Below are 20,481 nucleotides of genomic sequence, written 5' to 3'. Positions count from 1 at the left end.
TAGTATCCTTTATCCATCAAGGTTGGCGTCATCCTGCTCCAGGATCTCGCGCACCTCTTCAACGTCAGGTGTCTCATCTTCCAGTAACCAGGCATCAGTCATGGCACGGGCAAGATGCGCGGCATGGGTGCTGCCACCGCCAGCGTTTTCAACAATCACTGACACCGCAATCTGAGGATTTTCCAAGGGCGCAAAGGCCATGAACAGGGCGTGGTCGCGCAAGCGCTCTTCCAGTTCTTCGGCGTCATAACGCTGATCCTGGCCAAGCGAAAACACCTGAGCCGTACCGGATTTACCGCCCATTCGATAGTCAAGCCCTACGCCAGTGCGACGCGCCGTACCTTCACGCCCCGTCAGCACTTTTTCCATACCTTGAAATACATCGTCCCACCAGCTGTCACTGCTAAGCTCGATATCAGCAGGCGTCTCAGGTAGCACTTCAGGCAGAGGTGTATCACCGATCATGCGGGCCAGGTGCGGCTTGACCCATTTACCGCGATTGGCCAATGTTGCCGTAGCGGTGGCCAGCTGTAGCGGCGTAATCTGCCAATAGCCTTGCCCTATGCCGACCGAGAGGGTTTCTCCTGGGTACCAGGGCTGGTTGTAGCGTGCCTGCTTCCACTCACGGGAAGGCATCAAAGCATCACTTTCACCTTGTACATCATGGGCAACGCGCTGACCAAACCCAAAGGCACTCATCTGTTCATGTAGGCGGTCAATGCCTAGGTCATGAGCAAGCGAGTAATAATAGGTGTTATTCGAGACCGCAATCGAACGCTCAAGATCAACCCGCCCATGCCCCCAGCGCAGCCAGTTACGGTAGCGCCGTGAGTCGTTGGGCAGCTGGTAGTAGCCCGGGTCGTTAATGGTGGTACTGGGTGTGCGAACACCTTCGCGCAGCCCGGCCAGAGCCAGAAAAGGCTTGATCGTCGAACCGGGCGGATAATGTCCGCGAATGGCGCGGTTAAATAGCGGCAAATCCAGATCCTGCTGAAGACCACGGTAGTTCTCGACGCTGATGCCGGTGACAAACTGATTGCTGTCAAACCCCGGCACAGACACCATCGCCAGAATATCGCCGCTAGCCGGCTCAATGGCGACGATGGAACCTCGCCGGCCGTCCAGCAGTTCATAAGCCAACATCTGTAGCTCTTTATCAATCGTCAGAGTCAGGTTTTTTCCAGGAACAGGGTCGTTCTTACCCAGCTCACGCAACACACGCCCACGGGCATTGGTTTCCACTTTGCGTAAGCCTGCTTCACCATGCAGTTCAGTTTCGTAAAAGCGCTCCACCCCGGTCTTGCCGATAAAGTGCGTGCCTGCATAGCTACCAAGGTCAAGGGATTTAAGTTCGTCAGCATTGATGCGCCCAACGTAACCCAGCGCATGAGCCATGATTTCGGCGTCGGGATAGTAGCGCAACAGCTGAGCTTCAACTTCGACCCCCGGCAAACGGTGGCGATTGACTGAAAGTCTGGCAATTTGGGTCTCGGTCAGATCACTCATCAATAGCGCTGGCTGATAAGGCCGCTGACGCTGGCGCGAGCGTTGCTTGAACGCCTCAACCTCCTCATCCGGCAAGGCCAACAACTCGATCAGAAAGCCCAGGGTTTCATCAAGGTCATCGACGCGTTCACGCACAAGGGTGAGGTTATAGGTAGGGCGGTTTTCAGCCAGCATTTCACCATTGCGGTCAAATATCAGCCCTCGGGTGGGTGGCAGTGGCTCAACGCGCACCCGGTTATTTTCCGAACGGGTGCTGTAAAGGTCATGCTGAACAACCTGAAGATAGCCCAGACGCCCCATCAAGAGACCCGTCAGCACAATGACAACCAAGATAGCGAGGAAGGCGCGTACCCGGAAAATCTGTAGCTCAGTCTCACTGTTTTTCAATGTCTCGGGGCGCTGCGGCATTAGGCAACCAGTTTCTCACTTAACCGGCAGCGGCGATCAACAATGGAGCTTTATCCAAACGCCATTTCCTTAACGCCACTGCCTGTTGTATTTAATGATTAAGTATCTAACGATAATGTGTTTAACGATGATAAGGGTGCCCAACAAGTAGCGTCCAGGCACGGTAAAGCTGCTCAGCCAACATGATACGCACCAGCGGGTGAGGTAATGTGAGGGGTGAAAGCGACCAGGCGGCATCTGCCTGTGCCGAAAGTGCAGGGTCTAATCCATCCGGCCCTCCCACCAACAGCACGACATCCTTAGCCTGCATTCGCCACTGGTCAGCTTCACTGGCCAGCTGCGGCGTTGACCAGGCCTTGCCCTTGACTTCCAGTGCCACAAGGTATTCATCGCCTTTAAGTCTGGCTTTGATACGTTCTGCTTCCTGCAATCGCGCCTTGGTCACATCGGCATTCTTGCCACGCTGGCCCAGCGCTATTTCCTCAATTTCCAGGCTGAATTCACGTGGCAGGCGTTTGCGATATGTTTCAACACCTTCTTCTACCCAGGCTGGCATCTTGTTGCCTACCGCCAGCATGCGTAGTTTCATGAATCCGTTACCTGCCCGTCCATACGTTCGCGCAGCATATCGTGGGCCAGTGCACTGTCAGCTGGCAAATCTGCCCACAGGCGCTCCAGGTCGTATAAGGCACGGGCTTCCGGCAACATGACATGTACAACAACATCACCCAGGTCGACCAGCACCCAGTCGGCGTTGGCTCCGCCTTCAACACCGCGCGGCTGCAGCTCCTGCTCCTTGGCTTTTTCCACCAGATTCTGCGCCAGCGCAGAAACATGACGGGTAGACGTACCGCTGGCGATAATCATCAGATCGGTTACATCGGTCAGCTTCGCTACATCCAGGTGGGTAATATCACGGGCTTTCAATTCTTCAAGTGCATCGACGGCGAGTGTTTTCAGTGTTTCAGTTTGCATGACGTCTAATTGCCAACCCCTTTGGTTGCGATAGTAGTGAGCATAAAATCTCAATAAATACCCTTCAGTCGGCCATTGTAACGGCTATTCGTATGACTGCCAGCGCTTATTGAAACCCGTCACACAAATTAAAATGTATACAGCTGCCGAGCATGAATCTGCTCTTCAACGGCTTCAGGCAGTAAATAACGCACGCTGTAATGTTCAGCAAGGCGCTGGCGAATATGCGTGGCAGAAATACCCATTGGCGTCGGCAGCGTCAAAGCCAGAAGCTTGCCTTTGGGCTTTTCCATCAATGACTCCACATTATCGACTTCACGCTGACCAATCAGTTCCTTAAGCGCTGCCGAACGGTTGGGCTGATATCCCGGACGAGCCATCACCACCACATGGGCAAGCGCAAAAAGTTGCTCTGGCTGGTGCCAATCCGCCAGGCGCAAGAACGCATCCTGGCCCAGCACCATGACAAGGCGCGCCGTATCCCCGTATTCCTCGCGCAGCTCCGCCAACGTCAAGGTCGAGTATGAAGGGCCTTGCCTGCGCAACTCGCGGCCATCGGCTATCAGGCCGGGCGTGTCTTTTACGCCGGCCTCCAGAAGCGCCAGCCTGTCCTGCGCCGACACCTGCGGCTGGTCGCGCAAGGGTGGCTGGGGTGCCGGAATCATATGCAGCCTGTCGAGCTGCAAACATTCGGAAATTTCAACGGCACTACGCAAATGCCCCAGATGTACGGGGTCAAAGGTGCCGCCAAACATCCCCACCCGCAGCGGTGCCTCACTCATTGGCGTACCTGACCATCGCCGAGCACCACATATTTCTGGGTAGTCAGGCCTTCTAGCCCTACTGGCCCACGCACGTGAAGCTTGTCGGTGGAAATGCCGATTTCGGCTCCCAGGCCATACTCAAAGCCATCAGCAAAACGGGTGGAGGCATTAACGATCACCGAGCTTGAATCCACACTGGCCATAAAGTGGCGCGCAAGGTGGTAGTTTTCCGTCACGATGGCATCCGTGTGATGAGAGCCAAAGCGCTCGATGTGACTGATTGCCTCGTCAATACCGTCCACGATCTTGATGGCCAGTAGCGGAGCCAGGTATTCGGTTGACCAGTCCTCTTCGCTTGCTGCGACAGCGTCAGGCAAGATACCGCAGGTTCGCGCACAGCCGCGTAGCTCAACCTGGTGTTCGCCATAGGCGCTGGCCAGATGCGGCAGCAAGGCATCCGCAATCGGTGCATCCAGCAACAGGGTTTCCATGGTGTTGCAGGTGCCGTAGCGATGGGTTTTGGCGTTAACAGCGATTGCCAGCGCTTTCTCAAGGTCGGCACTGGCATCAATGTAAACATGGCAGATGCCGTCCAGATGCTTGATCACCGGCACTCGCGCTTCCCGAGAGATTCGTTCAATCAACGACTTGCCACCACGTGGAATAATCACATCCACAAATTCAGGCATACTGATCAATTCGCCCACCGCCGCGCGATCAGTGGTAACCACCACCTGGACGCTGCCAGCAGGTAAACCCGCATCGCGTAAACCCGCCTGAATACATTCATTCAAGGCAGCGTTAGACGCACTGGCTTCCGAGCCGCCACGCAAGATACAGGCATTACCTGATTTAAGGCACAGGCTGGCCGCTTCCAGAGTGACATTGGGGCGCGACTCATAAATGATCCCGATCACGCCTAGTGGAACACGCATCTTGCCCACCTGAATACCGCTGGGCCGCGCGCGTAGGCCGTCGATCTCCCCGACGGGGTCAGGCAAGGCAGCCACCTGACGCAGACCTTCGATCATCGCATCCACACGCGCATTATTCAGTGCCAGGCGGTCAAGCAAGGCAGCGTCCAGGCCGTTTTCCTGGCCGCGGCACAGATCGTCTGCGTTGGCTTCCAGCACACGGCTACGGCCACTTTCAAGGTGCTTGGCCATTGCCAGCAGAGCAGCATTTTTCTGCTGTGTATTGGCCCGACGCGTCATACGGGCAGCATCACGCGCAGCGGCACCTACTGTCTGCATATAAGCGGTGATATCCTCGCCAGCGGCTGACATTCTTTCCGGGCTGAGGGTGGTATCGTTCATGGTATCTCCAATATTGCCCATTTTAAATTCTCGGCTTAAATGCCGTTTAAAGCTGGCATATCATGTACTTCAAGCGCATTAAACGGCACAAAGTTTTGTTACCTTCGTAACACAAAAAAATATACTGGCTTGTGACAATGACAAACCATTGTACAAGGAGTACTCTTATTAAAGAAAACTTAGACCTGACACTATCAGGTTATCTTTAATAAGATGCATAAATGTCACATGCATGAATAGTAAGGCGCCATGCAAAATAAATACAAAGTAAACATGTTACGCGCTAACCTGCTAGCGGCAGCGGTGGGTCTAGCGTTATTTACGCCTGAATCCACGCTTAATGCACTGGCGGTTGTCTGGGTGGCCGTTGGTTGGCTGTTCACTACTGCCCTGCTACTTGATTTCAGCCACAGGCGAACCATTAAGATTCCCTGGCAGTTGATTCCTGGTGCATTAATTGCGGCATTACTGGCGACAATGCCCGAAAGTAGCAGCATGCTAGTATGGGCTTGGGTCGCCGTTTTCATGTTGCCACAAAGTTACAGTTTGGTCGCCCTGAACGCTTTGCTTGCCGCCATTAGCCTGTTTTTGCTCGCACCTTACCTGCCCTTCCCTGACCAATGGCTGATGTTTGCAGCCCTATTGATGATGTGCGTACTGTCAGTGGCCCGCGCCCGCCAATTGAATACCATCAATAGCGCCATTCGCCAGCGTGCCCGGCTGGTGCCCGGGATGAGCATCTGGGCCAAAGAGCAACTTGCACAGGATTTACCACGTGAACAGACCCGCTGCAAACGCGAAGGCATCCACGCTGAGCTGATTATCTTGCAGGTCAAGCGTCATCAGCTTTGGCATACCGCCCACCAACTTTGTCAGATAATTTATCATTTCGAAAATGTCTACCGCCTTAACAACAGGATGCTAGCGACGTTAATCCTATCACGCAGCCCCAGTGAAGGCCTTAAACGACGCCAACATTTGATTCAGGCAGTTCCCGACAAAAGCGCCTGCCGTTATATCGAGATATCAGATATTGAACTTACAGAGCTAAACCTGGATAACTTCATCATGGAAAAGCAAGCCCTGTTTCCGTTGGAGCTTTTGTGATTGATCCTAACATCTCTCATCGATTGATGACGATTGCCTATATCACCAGCCTGCTTTTACTGATCACTTACACTACATGGCTGTATGTAGTTGGCCATTATAGCTTTTTTTTCATGCCGGCTTTTTTGACGCTGCTGGCACTCTCAGCCCTTTTGATGCATATCGGGCAAGGGGTCAGCCCCTATATACCTCGCCTTATATTGCTTGGTTGCCTCTATCTGGTGGTCAGCCAGGCGGCTTTAGAACCCTCCAGCGGCACTTCCCCCCTGTGGTTAGGGCTTCCCATTGCGGTATCAATGATTTTCCTGCCGCTTATTCCAGCACTAACCCTGAATATACTCCTGTTGCCTATCTGGTGGTGGCTGTTGGCACAATCGGGCGACCAGGAAGGCTGGAAGAGTATCCTCACGCTCCTGCTGTTACTTGCATTACCCCGCTGGGAGCACTTGCGCCGTCAGGCTTTGCTGTTTGCCACAGACCCCAACGACAGCGACTGTAACGCCTACCAGAGTGATGCCCTGAAAGAGCGTCTACGCAATGAATACCAAAGGTCCAGTATCCTCGGTAACCGCCTGGCGGTATTGGTGATACATCTGCCACAATTTGATATGGCAGGAGAACAGTTTGGACGCAAAGCCCAGCTCACTTTACTGGAAACCTTGTGCAATGAAGTGAATGATAGCTGCCGCGACCACGACTTGCTGGGGCGAGCCAGCCAGGCGACCTTCTGGCTGGTACTGCCAGACACCTCAGAAAGCGGCGCCTTACTGGTACGTGAGCGCTTAAAGCGCAGCCTGTCCTGCTGCGTGCTGGTTGAAACAGGACTGCTGGTTGCCGATATTGTTGTTTACTTGCCCAGACACCAGGAGTTTTTCCATCTGTTTATACAGCGCCTGGAAGAACGCAGCCACGCTATTGCCAACACACTGCCAGAGACGCCCGCATAAGCCAGTTATTCTCCTTTTTTACGAGTGTTAGCGTTATCATCCTCCACCGCAATGGTTGAGGAACTATTCAGACATGGATTTTATACAGCAGTTAAACCCGTCACCTATGATGCTGATGTTATTGGTTGGCATTATTGCGCTGCTGGAATCCCTGGCGCTGGTGGGGCTCTTGGTACCCGGCGTCGTGTTGATCACCGCAGCAAGCTCGCTGGCAGGCCACCAAGAAGTTGCCATTTCCTGGATGCTGGCGGCTGCCTTTATCGGTGCCGTAAGCGGCGACATGATCAGTTTCAGGCTCGGTTACTGGGAAAACGGCCGTGTACTCAAGCGCTGGCCGCTTTCGCAACACCCTGACTGGGTGATACGTGGCCAGCGGTTTTTTGACCGCTATGGCGTTTATTCGGTTTTTATTGGCCGCTTCATTGGCCCCATCAGGCCCATTATTCCCTTGGTGGCAGGCATGATGCGTATGCCACCCGTCACTTTTCTAGGCGCAAATGTCAGTTCCGCACTGCTTTGGGCGCCCGCCTACACTCTACCTGGTTACTGGCTGGGCCATACCTGGCAACAGCGCCTGGCGATGCCCGCCGGGCTGGAAATGGCGCTGCTCACACTGGCAGCCAGCATTGTGCTGCTTGCGGTATTTTTCTCCTGGGGCCGCCTGCAGGCAGGCCGACAAGGGGCTGTGTACCGCTGGTCATTACTCGCTGTAAAACGCCTCCCGCTGCTCAGGCGCCCCTGGTTGGCCATGAGCCAGTACGGCGACGTGCCGGTTGCCACCCTATTGCTGCTGGTACTTAGTGTTGGGGGGCTATCCGCCTGGACACTGTGGGTCATGGTTCAACAAGGCCCCACCCCGCTGGATGTGTCTGCTCAGCGACTTTTCGACTGGCTGCGTAATGATACCCTGATAGCGCTATCATCCATCCTGGCACGAGTTGGCGATCTATATGGACTTTGCGCCCTATTAGCGCCTTGGGGCATCTGGATGCTGGTTAAACGCTATTGGGCGTTGCTGGGTCACTGGTTGGCCGCCATCTTGGGCATTGCGCTACTGAATAGTCTTGGCAAGGCATTGATAGGGCGTGAGCGGCCGCTTGCCACAGAGCAACTGGCGGATTCCATGGCCTACCCCAGCGCCCATACATCCAGCGCTGTGGTGATCGTCGGGTTGGCAGCGGCGTTTGGCGCCGCCAGGCTTGAACGCTCCCAGCGGGTATGGGTGTACTGGGCAGCGATAGCAACAGTGCTACCCATGGCACTTTCACGCCTGGTGCTGGGCGTTCACTGGTTGACGGATCTGGTCGGCGGCGCTCTCTTGGGTTTGATGGTATGCGCCCTGGTACGGTTAAACTGGCAGCAGCGACCGCATGTAGAAGTCTGGTTGCCTTGGCAATGGTTAATCCTTGCCTCTGGTGTGCTGCTAATAGCGCGTATGACCTGGCTGCCCACCGCTTGACATCAGCCAAGGGCCAGCCATAACCCGACCCCCACCATCAAGGTGCCTGCAATGCGATTCATCAAACGCACATTGCCGCTCTTGCCCAGCACCCGGCGCAGGGTTTTACCGCCGGTGGCGTAAATCAACATACTGGCGAGCTCAATGCTCAGAATCACGCTGATCAAGACACTCAACTGAACTACCAGAGGGCGACTGCTATCCAGAAACGGCGGCAACAACACCATGAAAAACGCCCACCCCTTGGGGTTGGCCACTGCGGTTAAAAAGCCCTGAATAGCAAGCTGTAAGCGACCTGCTGGCGGCCCCGCCTCAAGCTCGGAAGGAATTGCCATACGCCCACGAGAGCGCCACATCATTACGCCCAGATAGCCCAGATAAGCACCGCCTAGCCACTTGAACAGGGCAAAAATCTCGGGATGCTTGAGCATCAGTGCCGCCACTCCGGCGCCCGCCGCCATGGCCACCAGGCCGACGCCAAGCAGTTCTCCAGCCATCATCCATAAGGTTCGCTTCACGCCCTGGGTCATCCCCAGCACCATGGCAAGGGTCATGCACATGCCCGGCGTTAACGAGACAAGCAGAAAAGTCGGCACAAACACAGACAGCGTTGCCCATGAAAGCATCAGTGGGTTTCCTTGCATCAATAGCGAATGGTTCGCAAGCAGTCAGGCTGACGGCTCGCCCCAGCGCGGCATCAGATTATGGCTGATTTGCAGCTGGTTAAGAATTCGCGCAACGATAAAATCAATCAGGTCGTCAATACAGGCTGGCTGATGATAAAAGCCAGGTGCCGCCGGCAGTATCACTACGCCCATGCGGCTCAGGGTGAGCATATGTTCAAGGTGAATCGGGGAAAACGGCGTTTCCCGGGGCACCATAACCAAGGTGCGGCGTTCCTTGATGGCCACGTCTGCAGCCCGCTCAATCAGGTTATTACTGGCGCCGGTAGCCACTGAGGAAAGCGTTCCCGTAGAGCAAGGGCAGATCACCATGGCCGATGGCGCGCCAGACCCAGAGGCTACCGGCGCCATCCAGTCCTCACGGCCAAAGCAGCGAATCTGGCCGGGCTGGGCGCCGCTGCGCTCGATCAGCGCCTCAGCCAGACGCTGGGGTTGTGCCGGTAATGAAATCTCCGTTTCGGTGGCAATCACCATATGTGCCGCCTTGGAAATCATCACCCAGACTTCATGCCCGGCAGCGGCCAGCACGTCAATCAGCCGCAGGCCATACTGGGCACCTGACGCACCGGTCAGCGCCACCGTTATCGGCGGTTTAAACGTTATTGCCTGATTCAAGAAAACACTCCTGCAAGAAATAGACGCTGCACAGTGACAGCTTCAGGTGGGCCAACGGGTCTTCAAGGCGTCCAGCAGGCGCTCATGAATTCCGTCAAAACCACCGTTAGACATCACCACAATTCGATCCAGCGGGGCGGCCTCAGACACCACCGCCTGTACCAGTTCATCCATCTGATCACACAGGGTTGCGCGTTCGCCCTGAGGTTCAATCAATGCCTGCATAGACCAGTCAATACCGGCTGGCTGATACCAGAAGGCGTGATCTGCTGCGGCAACGCTGTCATTCAAACGCGCCTTCAACGCCCCCAGACGCATGGTATTGGAACGCGGCTCAATCACTGCCAAGAGACGCCCTCTGGGGGTCGCCGCGCGTAACCCGCCAAGCGTCGCCGCTATAGCTGTCGGGTGATGGGCAAAATCGTCAATCACCTGAATGCCATTGACCTCGCCACGCACCTCCTGGCGGCGCCTGGGGCTTTCAAAACGTGAAAGTGCGGCACAACTGCGCGCCAGATCAGCCCCGCAGGCATGGGCGGCTGCCAGGGCACCCAACGCATTGCGAGCGTTATATTCACCATTCAAAGACCAGTCCACCACGCTATCCTCGTCGCCCTCTTCATCGCCATCGGGCGTACGGTGAATTACCTGGAAACGGCTGGCATCGTCGCGCTCCAGCACCAGCTGCCAGTCACTTTGCGCATGGGCACCGAAATGCACTACCGGCGTCCAGGCCCCCTGCTCTAACACACGCTGCAGCGCGGGCTGATCATCCGCCACCAACAGTTTTCCCTTACCGGGCACGGTTCTTACCAGATGGTGAAACTGCCGCTCAATCGCTGCCAGATCAGGGAAGATATCGGCATGATCAAACTCGAGGTTATTCAGCAGGGCAATATCCGGACGGTAATGGACAAACTTGGAGCGCTTGTCGAAAAACGCCGTATCGTATTCGTCTGCTTCCACTACAAAGGGCGCATCAGCTTCACCCAGCCGAGCGGAAACACCGAAGTTACGCGGCACACCGCCAATCAGAAAGCCTGGTTTCAGCCCGCTGCTTTCCAGCAGCCAGGCCAGCAGACTGGCGGTTGTGGTTTTGCCGTGAGTACCCGCGACGGCAATCACCTTACGCCCCTGGAGCACATGCTCAGCCAGCCACTGGGCGCCAGATGTATAGGGCAGGCCGCTATCGAGCAGAGCCTCCACCTCGGCATTGCCACGTGAAAGCGCGTTGCCTACCACCACCAGGTCAGGCGCAGGTGACAGGTTCTCTGCTCGGTAGCCTTGCTGTAACGCAATACCCGCCGCTTCCAGCTGTGTACTCATGGGGGGATACACATTGGCATCCGAGCCACTCACTGTGTAGCCAAGCTCTCGCGCCAACAGCGCCAGGCTACCCATGAAAGTCCCGCAAATCCCTATAATATGCAGATGCATCGCGCCTTGTTTCCTCTGATAATGGCTCTGGTAAGATAATATGCCAGTAGCTGCCCACAGGGCTGGCGGAACACCATAGGGCTGGCGGAACAACCCAGCGGCAACGCCTACCAATGCCTTGTGTGACAACCACATAACAACGCTCAGCCTAGCATGGAAGCGGACGAGTCTCACCTGGATTAGGCGCATCAATGTGACAATACACAAGGATTGATGCAGGATGCGCCTGGTGCATTTATTCACCCTTGATCATTCAACCCCTGAACACCAACCCTGGAGTTAAATCATGCGTATCGTCTTGCGCTATTTTTTCCGTACTCTGCGTATTCTGCTGGCACCTTTCATGATCGTGGCTGAAAAGCTATCGACCCCGAAATCCGTTGAGCGCAGCCCTGAAGCCCAGGCCGAGGTGGACAAGGCGTGTGAAAAACTCGCGCTCTATCAGTTTCGCACCTGCCCTTTCTGCATCAAGGTACGCAAGCAGATGGCGCGCCTGGGGCTGAACATTGAGGTACGTGACTCACAGCTTGATCCTCAGCACAAGCAGGATCTGTTAGAGGGTGGTGGTAAGGTCAAGGTGCCCTGCCTGCAAATCCAGCAAGATGACGGCAGCGTAAAGTGGCTGTATGAATCCGATGATATCAATGCCTATTTGCAACAGCGGTTTGGGTAAATCCAGGCTTGCGTTACTGCAAACAGCCGACTGAGCAATCAAACAACCGTTGGCCTATCACCTCGCCTTTAGTCTTATGCACAACGGCGGCAGCACCCTGAATGGCGGCTTTATTCATAAGTTGAATAACCCGTGTCATTATTTCGATTGTGAACCTTGTGTGTCGCTCTCTATGTTAACGAGAGCGTTCGCAATAAGTGAACGGCACCAACAACAAACGCCGGGGAGTGCTTGCAAGTGAGTGAACGCATTTCGACACCCTGGAATCAATCGGCAAGACAATTCGGGAACGACTATGACGCTCAATGCTGTTGCGACAAAAAAGACCTTTAAAAAGACGCTACTGGCTTCTCTGGTGGGCGCTTCCATGGCGGGAGCAGCACTGCTGCCAATGACGGCTAGCGCTGAAACATTGCGTATGGCTTATGACGCCGACCCGGTTTCTCTGGATATTCATGAGCAGCTTTCCGGCGGCATCCTCCAGCTTTCGCATATGACGCATGACCCTCTGGTTCGCTGGACAAAATCATTGGATTTTGAACCCCGTCTGGCGACCGAATGGGAGCAGGTGGATGACACTACCATGCGCATGTCACTGCGTGAGGGCGTCGAGTTCCATAGCGGCAACCCTTTCACTGCCAACGATGTCGCCTGGACCATTAAACGATTGAAGCAGAGCCCTGACTTCAGAGCGATTTTTGAGCCTATTGAAAGCGTTGAAGTCATCGACGATTACACTGTCGAAATCAACACAAAAGAGCCGTACCCGCTGTTGTTGAATCTGGCGACCTATGTCTTTCCCATGGATAGCGAGTTCTATTCCGGCAACGATGAAGACGGCGATCCGAAAGATGAAATCGTCAAAAACGGCAACTCCTATGCCTCTCGCAATGTATCGGGCACTGGCCCCTACACCGTCACCGACCGCCAACAGGGCGTTCGTACCCAATTTACTCGAAACCCCAATTACTGGGATAACGAATCGCCTGGTAACGTTGACAATATCATCCTGACGCCGATCAGCGAGAATGCCACGCGTGTTGCCGCGCTGCTTTCCGGCGATGTCGACTTCATTGCGCCGGTACCGCCCAATGACCTCGACAGGGTTCGTGAAAGCGACGACACCCAATTGGTGACGATGTCCGGCACACGGATCATCTTTTTCCACATGAATCAGGAGCGTGTCGAGGCGTTCCAGGATCAGCGCGTGCGTGAGGCATTTGCCTATGCCGTCAACCAGGAAGGTATTGCCGATAGATTGATGAAAGGTTTCGCCACACCGGCGGCGCAGTTCTCCCCCGAAGGCTACGCCGGGCATGTAGAAAGCCTGGAACCCCGTTATGACGTTGAACGTGCCAAAGAACTCATGGCTGAGGCGGGTTATGCCGACGGTTTCGACATAACCATGATGGCGCCTAACAACCGCTATGTGAATGACGCCAAAATTGCCCAGGCAGTGGCTGCAATGCTGGCGCGTATCAACGTTACCGTTGACTTGAAAACCATGCCCAAAGCGCAGTACTGGGGCGAGTTTGACGACCGCGCCGCCGACATGATGATGATTGGCTGGCATGCTGATACTGAAGATAGCGCCAACTTCCACGAATACCTGACCGCCTGCCCAGATGCGGACAGCGGCGCAGGCCAGTACAACGCGGGTAACTTCTGTAACCCGGAACTGGATGCGTTGATTGCTGCCGCCAACGTTGAAGTCGATCGTGAGCAGCGTGCTGAAATGCTTCAGCAGGTTGAACAGACGCTTTACGATCAAGCGGCTATCCTTCCGCTTCACTGGCAGGATCTGGCCTGGGCGTCTTCCAACCGGGTCAACATTGAACCTGTCCTCAACGTGATGAACTTCCCCTACCTGGGTGATCTGGTGATAGAAGATAGCGAGTAACGCTAGCAGGTATTAACCCCGTTTATTTAACCCGCGCGCGCTGAAACTTAAGTTTCAGCGCGCTACTCACCTGTCTCCACGGAACCATCCCCATGATCGCCTTCCTGGTCAAGCGCCTTTTCCATGCGCTGCTGGTGATGTTCGTCATCAGCATTATCGCCTTTGCCATACAGGATAACCTCGGCGACCCGATCCAACAGATGGTCGGTCAGTCGGTGCCAGAAGATGAACGCGAAGCCCTGCGCGAAGAGCTTGGGCTCAACGACCCCATGCTGGTTCAGTACGCCCGCTTTGCCGTCAATGCGGCGCAGTTTGACTTTGGTTATTCGTATGTCTTCAACCAACCCACCACAGAGGTTATTGCACGCCACCTTCCGGCAACCCTGGAGCTTGTCGCTGCCTCAACGTTTCTGATTATCGTCTTCTCGGTGCCCATTGGCGTTTACAGCGCAATAAAACCACGCGCTCTGCTCACGCGGTTTTTTATGAGCATATCGATTGTGGGTATTTCGATTCCCGTTTTCCTCACTGCCATCATGCTGATTCAAATATTCGCTATTGGCATTAGTTGGACACCCTTTCCAGCCAACACTGGCTGGGGAAACTGGCTTAACGAGCTGATTTCCACCGAGGGTGGCATGCCCGCCTATGGGCGCGGTGACCCGGTCACTGTGTTTGGCACCTGGGATACCAACTTTGCCAGTTTTAAAGGGCTGAGCTATCTCGTCCTGCCCGCCATTTCGCTGGCCTCCATCATGCTGCCGCTGTTTATTCGCCTGATTCGTGCCGAAATGCTGGAAGTCCTGCAGTCAGATTACGTCAAATTTGCACGGGCCAAAGGCATTTCCATGCGCCGCATCTACTTTCTGCATGCCCTGAAAAACACCATGCTTCCTGTGATCACCGTGGGGGGGGTTCAGATCGGCACCCTCGTGGCTTACACCATTCTGACCGAAACCGTTTTTCAATGGCCAGGGATGGGGTTGATGTTTCTTGATGCCATTGAGCGCTCCGACATTCCACTGATTGTGACCTATCTGATGATCGTGGGTCTTATTTTCGTTATCACCAACACGATTGTCGATTTGATCTACGGACTGGTGAATCCCACCGTTAAACTGACTGGAAAGCCCTCATGAATGAAACATCCACAAGGCTTCCCAGCCGCTGGGAACGCTTCCGCGACTCTTATCTGTTTTACAGTTTCAAGCGTGATGTCATCGCTCAAGTCAGTCTCGCGGTCTTTATTTTGCTGGTCGCCGTGGCAGTGCTGGCTCCCTGGCTTTCGCCGATGAACCCTTACGACCTGGCGCAGATCGATATTCTGGCCTCGGAACTCCCCCCCTTCTGGGTATCGGGAAGTGATGCCCAATACCTGCTCGGCACTGATGCCCAGGGTCGTGACATGCTTTCCACCATTCTTTATGGTGCCCGCGTATCACTAATCATCGGGTTTGGCGCTGTCGCCCTGCAGGCCCTGCTTGGGGTGGTATTTGGCCTGATGGCCGGCTACCTGGGCGGACGCATTGATGCCTTCCTGATGCGTCTGGCGGATATCCAACTGTCGTTTTCCACCCTTATGGTCGCCATCATTGTCGGTGCCCTTGTGAAAGCTGTCTTCGGTAGCGCGACGTTCAGTGCTTACGCCGTGCCGCTGCTGGTACTGATTATCGGTCTGGCAGAATGGCCGCAGTATGCACGTACCGTGCGCGCCTCAGTGCTGGCCGAGAAAAGCAAGGAATATGTGGATGCCGCCCGCGTCATGGGGTTATCCAGCAAACGCATCATGTTCCGCCATGTGTTGCCCAACACGCTGTCACCGATTTTCGTTATTTCCACGGTGCAGATTGCCAATGCAATTATTTCCGAGGCCGCCCTGTCGTTTCTGGGCCTGGGGATGCCAGAAACCCATCCGTCACTCGGTTCGCTGATCAAGGCAGGCTTCGACTATATCCAGTCCGGTTCCTGGTGGATCACCCTGATTCCCGGTGCTGTGCTGATCGTGCTCGTGCTGTCGATCAATCTGCTTGGGGACTGGCTGCGCGATGTCATGAACCCACGACTCTACAAAGGCTGAAGACCATGGCACTGCTGGAAGTCAATCAACTGGATGTTCGTTTCGCCTTGCGTCAGGGCGATGTTCACGCCCTGCGCGATGTTAATTTCACTCTCGAACGTGGTGAGCGTCTGGGGATCGTCGGTGAGTCCGGCGCGGGCAAATCGGTCGCGGCCTTTTCGCTGCTTAATCTGATTGCCAAACCTGGCTACATCGCCGGTGGCAGCATCAATTTCGATGGCAAGCCGCTGAATACCATGTCCGAGCGCGCTTTACGCAAAGTGCGCGGCAACCGTATTTCGATGATTTTTCAGGACCCGATGATGACCCTGAACCCGGTGCTGTCCATCGGAGAACAGATGGTCGAATGTCTGAAAGCCCATCGGCGTATTTCCTCCCGGGAAGCCCGCGATATTTGCCTGGACAAACTCCGCCAGGTACAGATTCCCTCACCGGAAACGCGGCTTGATCAGTACCCTCATGAACTGTCGGGCGGTATGCGTCAGCGCATTATCATTGCCATCGCCCTGCTGCTTGACCCGGATATCATCGTTGCCGATGAGCCCACCACCGCACTGGATGTCACCATTCAGGCAGAGATTATGGCGCTGCTGCTGGAACTGTGTGAAAAGCACAATGTCGGCCTGATTCTGATTACCCATGACCTGGGTGTGGTCAGCCAGGTGACCCAGCGTATGTTGGTGATGTACGCCGGACGCGTGATTGAGCAAGGGCCAACCCGCGAGATCATCAATGATCCTCAGCACCCCTACACTCAGGGGCTGATCAACGCCCTACCGCAGATGGCCACACCGGGTGAACGGCTCAACCAGATTCGCGGCAGCATGCCGTCACTGTCCAACCTGCCAAGTGGCTGCGCCTTTCATCCGCGCTGCGATTTCATCAACCGTGCCGATGGCCAGCCAAGGCCAGCATGTATGCAGCAAGTACCTGAATTCGTTGAATCCGGCAACTGTCGTGTCGCCTGCCATATGGTGGCTGAATTGCTGGAAGATCGCCGACTTAAGGAGGAAACCTCATGAGCGCACAGGCAGAGGCGATGCGGGATCCAACGATTCCGACCCAAAATGAAGAAAGTGCGGATTCACTGTTGCAGATTCGCAATCTGAAAAAACGCTTTTCGTTATCGGGTGATTTTCTCGACCAGCTAAAGTTCAAAGGCGGCAAGCTGGTGCGTCATCAGGAGCATGTGCATGCCATCAATGGCGTAAACCTGGATATCAAACGCGGCGAAGCGCTTTGCGTTGTGGGTGAGTCCGGCTGCGGCAAATCCACCGTGGCACGCACCGTTATGGGGTTGCTCAACCCGTCAGAAGGCGAGATCCACTATGACGGCCAGCGGATTGATAACCTGAGCTCACGCCAGCTTTTGCCCTATCGCAAACGCATGCAGATGATCTTTCAGAACCCCTACGCCTCGCTGAACCCGCGCATGACCATTCAGCAGACACTGGAAGAACCGCTGCGCCTTCACCACCCGGACTGGAACCGCGCACGCATCGTCGAGAAGGTCGAAGAGGTCATGCACTCTGTCGGTATTGACCCTGACTGGGGCAAACGCTTTGGTCATGAGTTTTCCGGTGGCCAACGCCAGCGTATTGCCATTGCCCGCGCTCTGGCAGTAGACCCTGAATTTATTGTCGCCGACGAGCCGATTTCGGCACTTGATGTATCCATCCAGGCGCAGGTGTTGAACCTGCTGATGGAGGCCCAGAGCCAGCATAACCTCACTTACCTGTTCATCACCCATGACTTGGCTGTGGTCGAACATTTTGGCACCCGCGTTGCCGTGATGTATCTGGGAACGGTGTGCGAAGTCTCCAGCACCGCAACGCTGTTTGCCAAGCCGCGTCATCCGTATACTCAGGCCCTACTATCGGCTATTCCACGCCTGGAAGACGATCGCCCACAGCATATTCGCCTGGAAGGCGAAGTCCCCACGCCGGTTAATCTACCCAGCGGCTGCGTTTTCCATGGACGCTGCCCTTACGCCAATGCGCGCTGCAAGCAGGAAATCCCAGTTCTGCAAACGCAGAATGATGGAACCCGGGTCGCTTGCCACGCCGTAGAGGAAGACCGGTTATAATCATTACCTTTAATAGTTCTACCAACCAGGAAGGCCCATGGAAATTCGCTGGCTAGAAGATTTTATTGCCCTGGCCAGAACTCGGCACTTCTCACGGGCGGCGGATGAACAGCATGTCACCCAGCCCACTTTTTCACGGCGCATCAAGCTGCTGGAAGAGGAAATGGGGGTAACACTGATCAACCGCCAGACCCTACCCTTATCCCTCACACCAGCCGGTGAGGAGTTTCTAACACTGTGCCAACAGGTCACTGAACGGGTGCGGTTGACCCGTGACAGAGTACGCGAAATCAGCGCCGGGCAGCAGCGACGAATTATGCTGGCCGCGCCGCAGAGCCTACTGGCACATTTTATGCCCGAATGGCTTGCAGCACAGGGTGGCCAAGATCGTATTCAGCCTTACCTGCGGGCAACCGCCTGGGTCGCAGGTGATTATTTTCAGGCGTTGGCACGGGCGGAGTGTGACCTGGCTTTGTGCTATTGGCCCATAGAACGCTGCGATCTGGATATCGACACATCCAACTGTCGCTACCGGGTCGTAGGCGAAGAACGGCTGATTCCAGTTACCGCCTGTGATGACAATGGCGCGCCGCGTAACCTGTTACCCGGTAAGCGAAGCGCCCCTTTGCCGTGGCTTGCCTACCCTGAACGCGGGTTGCTGGGGTCGGCGCTCAAAGCACACCTTACGCGAATGCCCATCAGCAGCTATTTAAACACTCAAAGTGAAAACCTGTTTGCCGCCAATATCAAGGAGCTAGTGGTTCTTGGCTATGGCATGAGCTGGCTGCCTGAGCGCTGTGTTCAGGCTGAACTATCTAACGGTGCGCTGATTAGAGCGGGTGATAAGCGCTGGGACGTACCCCTGGAAATACGCTTATACCGCCATCAAGTACAACAGCATACCGACCTTGACGCTTTCTGGAACGCGCTTCCAACATACTCATTTCCACATCGCTAGTGCTTTCTTTATAGCCTTCCCATATTCTGAAAGGTCAACCACAATGCCCGAATCGCTCCACCAACAGCAACTTGACCACCTACGCCATTTGCTTAACGCCTACCGCTCATTGATGAGCCAGTTCAACCTGGATGCCATTGCCATCTACAGCGGACACCCGAGCGCACATTACGCGGATGACCAGCTGACCAACTTCCAGGCTTACGGCCATTTCGTGCATTGGGTGCCGCTGGTGGATGCCGCGCATAGCTGGCTGGTGATTCACCCGGACGCAAGGCCCACCCTCCACCTGCACGCACCGGCTGATTTCTGGCATCAGCCCACTACCCTGCCGGAAGAGCCTTGGGTTGGTGAGTTTGAGGTAGTGTTGTGCAACGACATTCAGGCACCCCAGCTGAGCCAGAACAGCGCCTGGATCGGCGATGCGGCAGCGCTTGAGCAGGCCGGCTTGGCAATGCCTGAAGGCGATGTCAACCCACACGCTCTGCTGCTGGCCCTGGATGAGCTGAGGGTGATCAAAAGCGACTATGAAATCAGCTGCATCCGTGAAGCCAACCGCCTGGCCATGGCCGGCCATCAGGCAGCGCATGCCGCCTTTGCCGGGGCTGCCAGCGAGCTGGATATCCAACTCGCTTACCTCGCGGCCAGCCGTCAGCGTGAATCCCAGCTGCCTTATGCCAACATCGTGGGCATGAATGAGCATGCGGGCATTCTGCATTACCAACACTACAATGCCCAGACGACCCATCAGCGGTTCAGCCTGCTGGTGGATGCCGGGAGCCGCTATCGCGGTTACAGCGCCGATATCACCCGCACCCACCTGGGCCCGGATGCCCCTGCTCTGTTTGAGGCCCTGATTGACGCCCTGCATGATCTGAAGGATCAGCTGATCGAAAAAGCCAAACCCGGCCAACGCTTCACTGCCCTACAGGAAGAAATGCATCAGTCCCTGGCGGACATTCTTATTCATCATGACTTGTATCGCGGTAGCGCCGAGTCGGCGGTTAGTGAAGGCGTTACCCGCGCCTTCTGCCCCCACGGCTTGGGGCATCTGATGGGCATTCAGGTTCACGATGTGGCTGGGCTACGCACCCCAGCTGGCGAGCCAGCCCCCGCACCGTCTGAACACCCGGCCCTGCGCCTGACTCGGGAACTGGAAGTGGGCATGGTCATCACCATCGAGCCGGGGCTTTACTTCATTCCCATGCTGTTGGCACCCTTGCGTCACCAGCCACTGCCCATCAACTGGATTCTGGTCGAGCAACTTACGCCCTGCGGCGGTATTCGCATCGAAGACAATATTGTGATTACAGAAAATGGCCACGAGAATCTGACGCCCTGACCCTTCGTCATAGCGCCCATAAAGTATAAAAGGCGCACATAAAAAAGGCCCCCCGAAGGGGACCAGGTGGAGCACGCCAGCTCACTCGGTGTACCGTTGCCAGTGCAAATACAGGTTAGTCTGAAATGACGCTGTATGTTGCGTGGCAGCGATGTAGGCGGCGACTTATCCGCCTTGTACTTTATATATTGCGACTTACGTGCCAAAAAATAATTATCTTTTTATTTT

General features: G+C 55.3%; 19 protein-coding genes. 11 read left to right on the top strand and 8 right to left on the bottom strand.

Annotated features, from left to right (window positions below; genetic code table 11):
- Window positions 1–9: 9 nt before the first annotated feature.
- The 5 genes from mrdA to OR573_06465 all read right to left on the bottom strand — a co-directional run bounded on the left by mrdA (window position 10) and on the right by OR573_06465 (window position 4,969).
- On the bottom strand, window positions 10–1,914 hold the full coding sequence (gene mrdA / locus OR573_06485; GenBank protein ID XGA81279.1) for a penicillin-binding protein 2: 1,905 nt from the start codon (window positions 1,912–1,914) through the stop codon (window positions 10–12).
- A gap of 121 nt (window positions 1,915–2,035) precedes the next feature.
- Window positions 2,036–2,503 (bottom strand): 23S rRNA (pseudouridine(1915)-N(3))-methyltransferase RlmH, encoded by a 468-nt coding sequence (rlmH, locus tag OR573_06480; protein XGA81278.1) that lies wholly within the window; start codon window positions 2,501–2,503, stop codon window positions 2,036–2,038.
- A complete protein-coding gene (gene rsfS / locus OR573_06475) occupies window positions 2,500–2,889 on the bottom strand; it encodes a ribosome silencing factor (GenBank protein ID XGA81277.1) in 390 nt (129 codons plus the stop codon). Before rsfS ends, rlmH begins: the two co-directional genes overlap by 4 nt.
- Window positions 2,890–3,017: 128 nt before the next feature.
- Window positions 3,018–3,671 (bottom strand): nicotinate-nucleotide adenylyltransferase, encoded by a 654-nt coding sequence (gene nadD, locus OR573_06470; GenBank protein XGA81276.1) that lies wholly within the window; start codon window positions 3,669–3,671, stop codon window positions 3,018–3,020.
- Complete coding sequence (locus tag OR573_06465; GenBank protein ID XGA81275.1) at window positions 3,668–4,969, bottom strand: glutamate-5-semialdehyde dehydrogenase; 1,302 nt, start codon at window positions 4,967–4,969, stop codon at window positions 3,668–3,670. Before OR573_06465 ends, nadD begins: the two co-directional genes overlap by 4 nt.
- Before the next feature lie 273 nt (window positions 4,970–5,242).
- On the opposite strand from OR573_06465, the gene OR573_06460 reads away from it, so the two are divergent.
- The 3 genes from OR573_06460 to OR573_06450 all read left to right on the top strand — a co-directional run bounded on the left by OR573_06460 (window position 5,243) and on the right by OR573_06450 (window position 8,482).
- The gene (locus OR573_06460) at window positions 5,243–6,076 is read left to right on the top strand and encodes a hypothetical protein (GenBank protein ID XGA81274.1); all 834 of its coding nucleotides are present in this window, start codon (window positions 5,243–5,245) and stop codon (window positions 6,074–6,076) included.
- Complete coding sequence (locus tag OR573_06455) at window positions 6,073–7,023, top strand: diguanylate cyclase (GenBank protein ID XGA81273.1); 951 nt, start codon at window positions 6,073–6,075, stop codon at window positions 7,021–7,023. Before OR573_06460 ends, OR573_06455 begins: the two co-directional genes overlap by 4 nt.
- A 73-nt stretch (window positions 7,024–7,096) precedes the next feature.
- On the top strand, window positions 7,097–8,482 hold the full coding sequence (locus tag OR573_06450; protein XGA81272.1) for a bifunctional DedA family/phosphatase PAP2 family protein: 1,386 nt from the start codon (window positions 7,097–7,099) through the stop codon (window positions 8,480–8,482).
- 2 nt (window positions 8,483–8,484) lie between these two features.
- On the opposite strand, the gene OR573_06445 is transcribed toward OR573_06450, so the two are convergent.
- The 3 genes from OR573_06445 to mpl are packed head-to-tail and all read right to left on the bottom strand — an operon-like array spanning window position 8,485 to window position 11,217.
- Entirely contained in the window at window positions 8,485–9,108 is a 624-nt protein-coding gene (locus tag OR573_06445; GenBank protein ID XGA81271.1) for a LysE family translocator, read from the bottom strand.
- A 42-nt stretch (window positions 9,109–9,150) separates the two neighbouring features.
- Complete coding sequence (locus OR573_06440; protein XGA81270.1) at window positions 9,151–9,780, bottom strand: UbiX family flavin prenyltransferase; 630 nt, start codon at window positions 9,778–9,780, stop codon at window positions 9,151–9,153.
- A 42-nt stretch (window positions 9,781–9,822) separates the two neighbouring features.
- Entirely contained in the window at window positions 9,823–11,217 is a 1,395-nt protein-coding gene (gene mpl / locus OR573_06435) for a UDP-N-acetylmuramate:L-alanyl-gamma-D-glutamyl-meso-diaminopimelate ligase (protein XGA81269.1), read from the bottom strand.
- A gap of 286 nt (window positions 11,218–11,503) precedes the next feature.
- On the opposite strand from mpl, the gene OR573_06430 reads away from it, so the two are divergent.
- From OR573_06430 to pepQ, 8 genes are all read left to right on the top strand, one after another.
- Window positions 11,504–11,890 carry a glutathione S-transferase N-terminal domain-containing protein gene (locus OR573_06430; protein ID XGA81268.1) on the top strand — a complete coding sequence of 129 codons (387 nt, stop codon included), beginning with the start codon at window positions 11,504–11,506 and terminating at the stop codon, window positions 11,888–11,890.
- A 295-nt stretch (window positions 11,891–12,185) separates the two neighbouring features.
- Complete coding sequence (locus tag OR573_06425; GenBank protein ID XGA81267.1) at window positions 12,186–13,790, top strand: ABC transporter substrate-binding protein; 1,605 nt, start codon at window positions 12,186–12,188, stop codon at window positions 13,788–13,790.
- Window positions 13,791–13,882: 92 nt separating this feature from the next.
- The gene (locus tag OR573_06420; GenBank protein XGA81266.1) at window positions 13,883–14,929 is read left to right on the top strand and encodes an ABC transporter permease; all 1,047 of its coding nucleotides are present in this window, start codon (window positions 13,883–13,885) and stop codon (window positions 14,927–14,929) included.
- Window positions 14,926–15,867 (top strand): ABC transporter permease, encoded by a 942-nt coding sequence (locus OR573_06415; GenBank protein ID XGA81265.1) that lies wholly within the window; start codon window positions 14,926–14,928, stop codon window positions 15,865–15,867. The genes OR573_06420 and OR573_06415 overlap by 4 nt, the downstream gene beginning before the upstream one ends.
- Before the next feature lie 5 nt (window positions 15,868–15,872).
- Complete coding sequence (locus OR573_06410; protein XGA81264.1) at window positions 15,873–16,889, top strand: ABC transporter ATP-binding protein; 1,017 nt, start codon at window positions 15,873–15,875, stop codon at window positions 16,887–16,889.
- Window positions 16,886–17,953, top strand: a complete 1,068-nt coding sequence (locus OR573_06405; protein ID XGA81263.1) for an ATP-binding cassette domain-containing protein — start codon at window positions 16,886–16,888, stop codon at window positions 17,951–17,953. Before OR573_06410 ends, OR573_06405 begins: the two co-directional genes overlap by 4 nt.
- Before the next feature lie 37 nt (window positions 17,954–17,990).
- A complete protein-coding gene (locus OR573_06400) occupies window positions 17,991–18,911 on the top strand; it encodes a LysR family transcriptional regulator (protein XGA81262.1) in 921 nt (306 codons plus the stop codon).
- A 43-nt stretch (window positions 18,912–18,954) separates the two neighbouring features.
- Window positions 18,955–20,253 carry a Xaa-Pro dipeptidase gene (pepQ, locus tag OR573_06395; GenBank protein XGA81261.1) on the top strand — a complete coding sequence of 433 codons (1,299 nt, stop codon included), beginning with the start codon at window positions 18,955–18,957 and terminating at the stop codon, window positions 20,251–20,253.
- Window positions 20,254–20,481: the final 228 nt, after the last annotated feature.

Source organism: Halomonas sp. CH40, from assembly GCA_041875495.1.
Classification (GTDB): domain Bacteria; phylum Pseudomonadota; class Gammaproteobacteria; order Pseudomonadales; family Halomonadaceae; genus Vreelandella.
The sequence above is the reverse complement of the archived record's forward strand: the minus strand, read 5'-3'. Positions and strand labels throughout refer to the sequence as shown.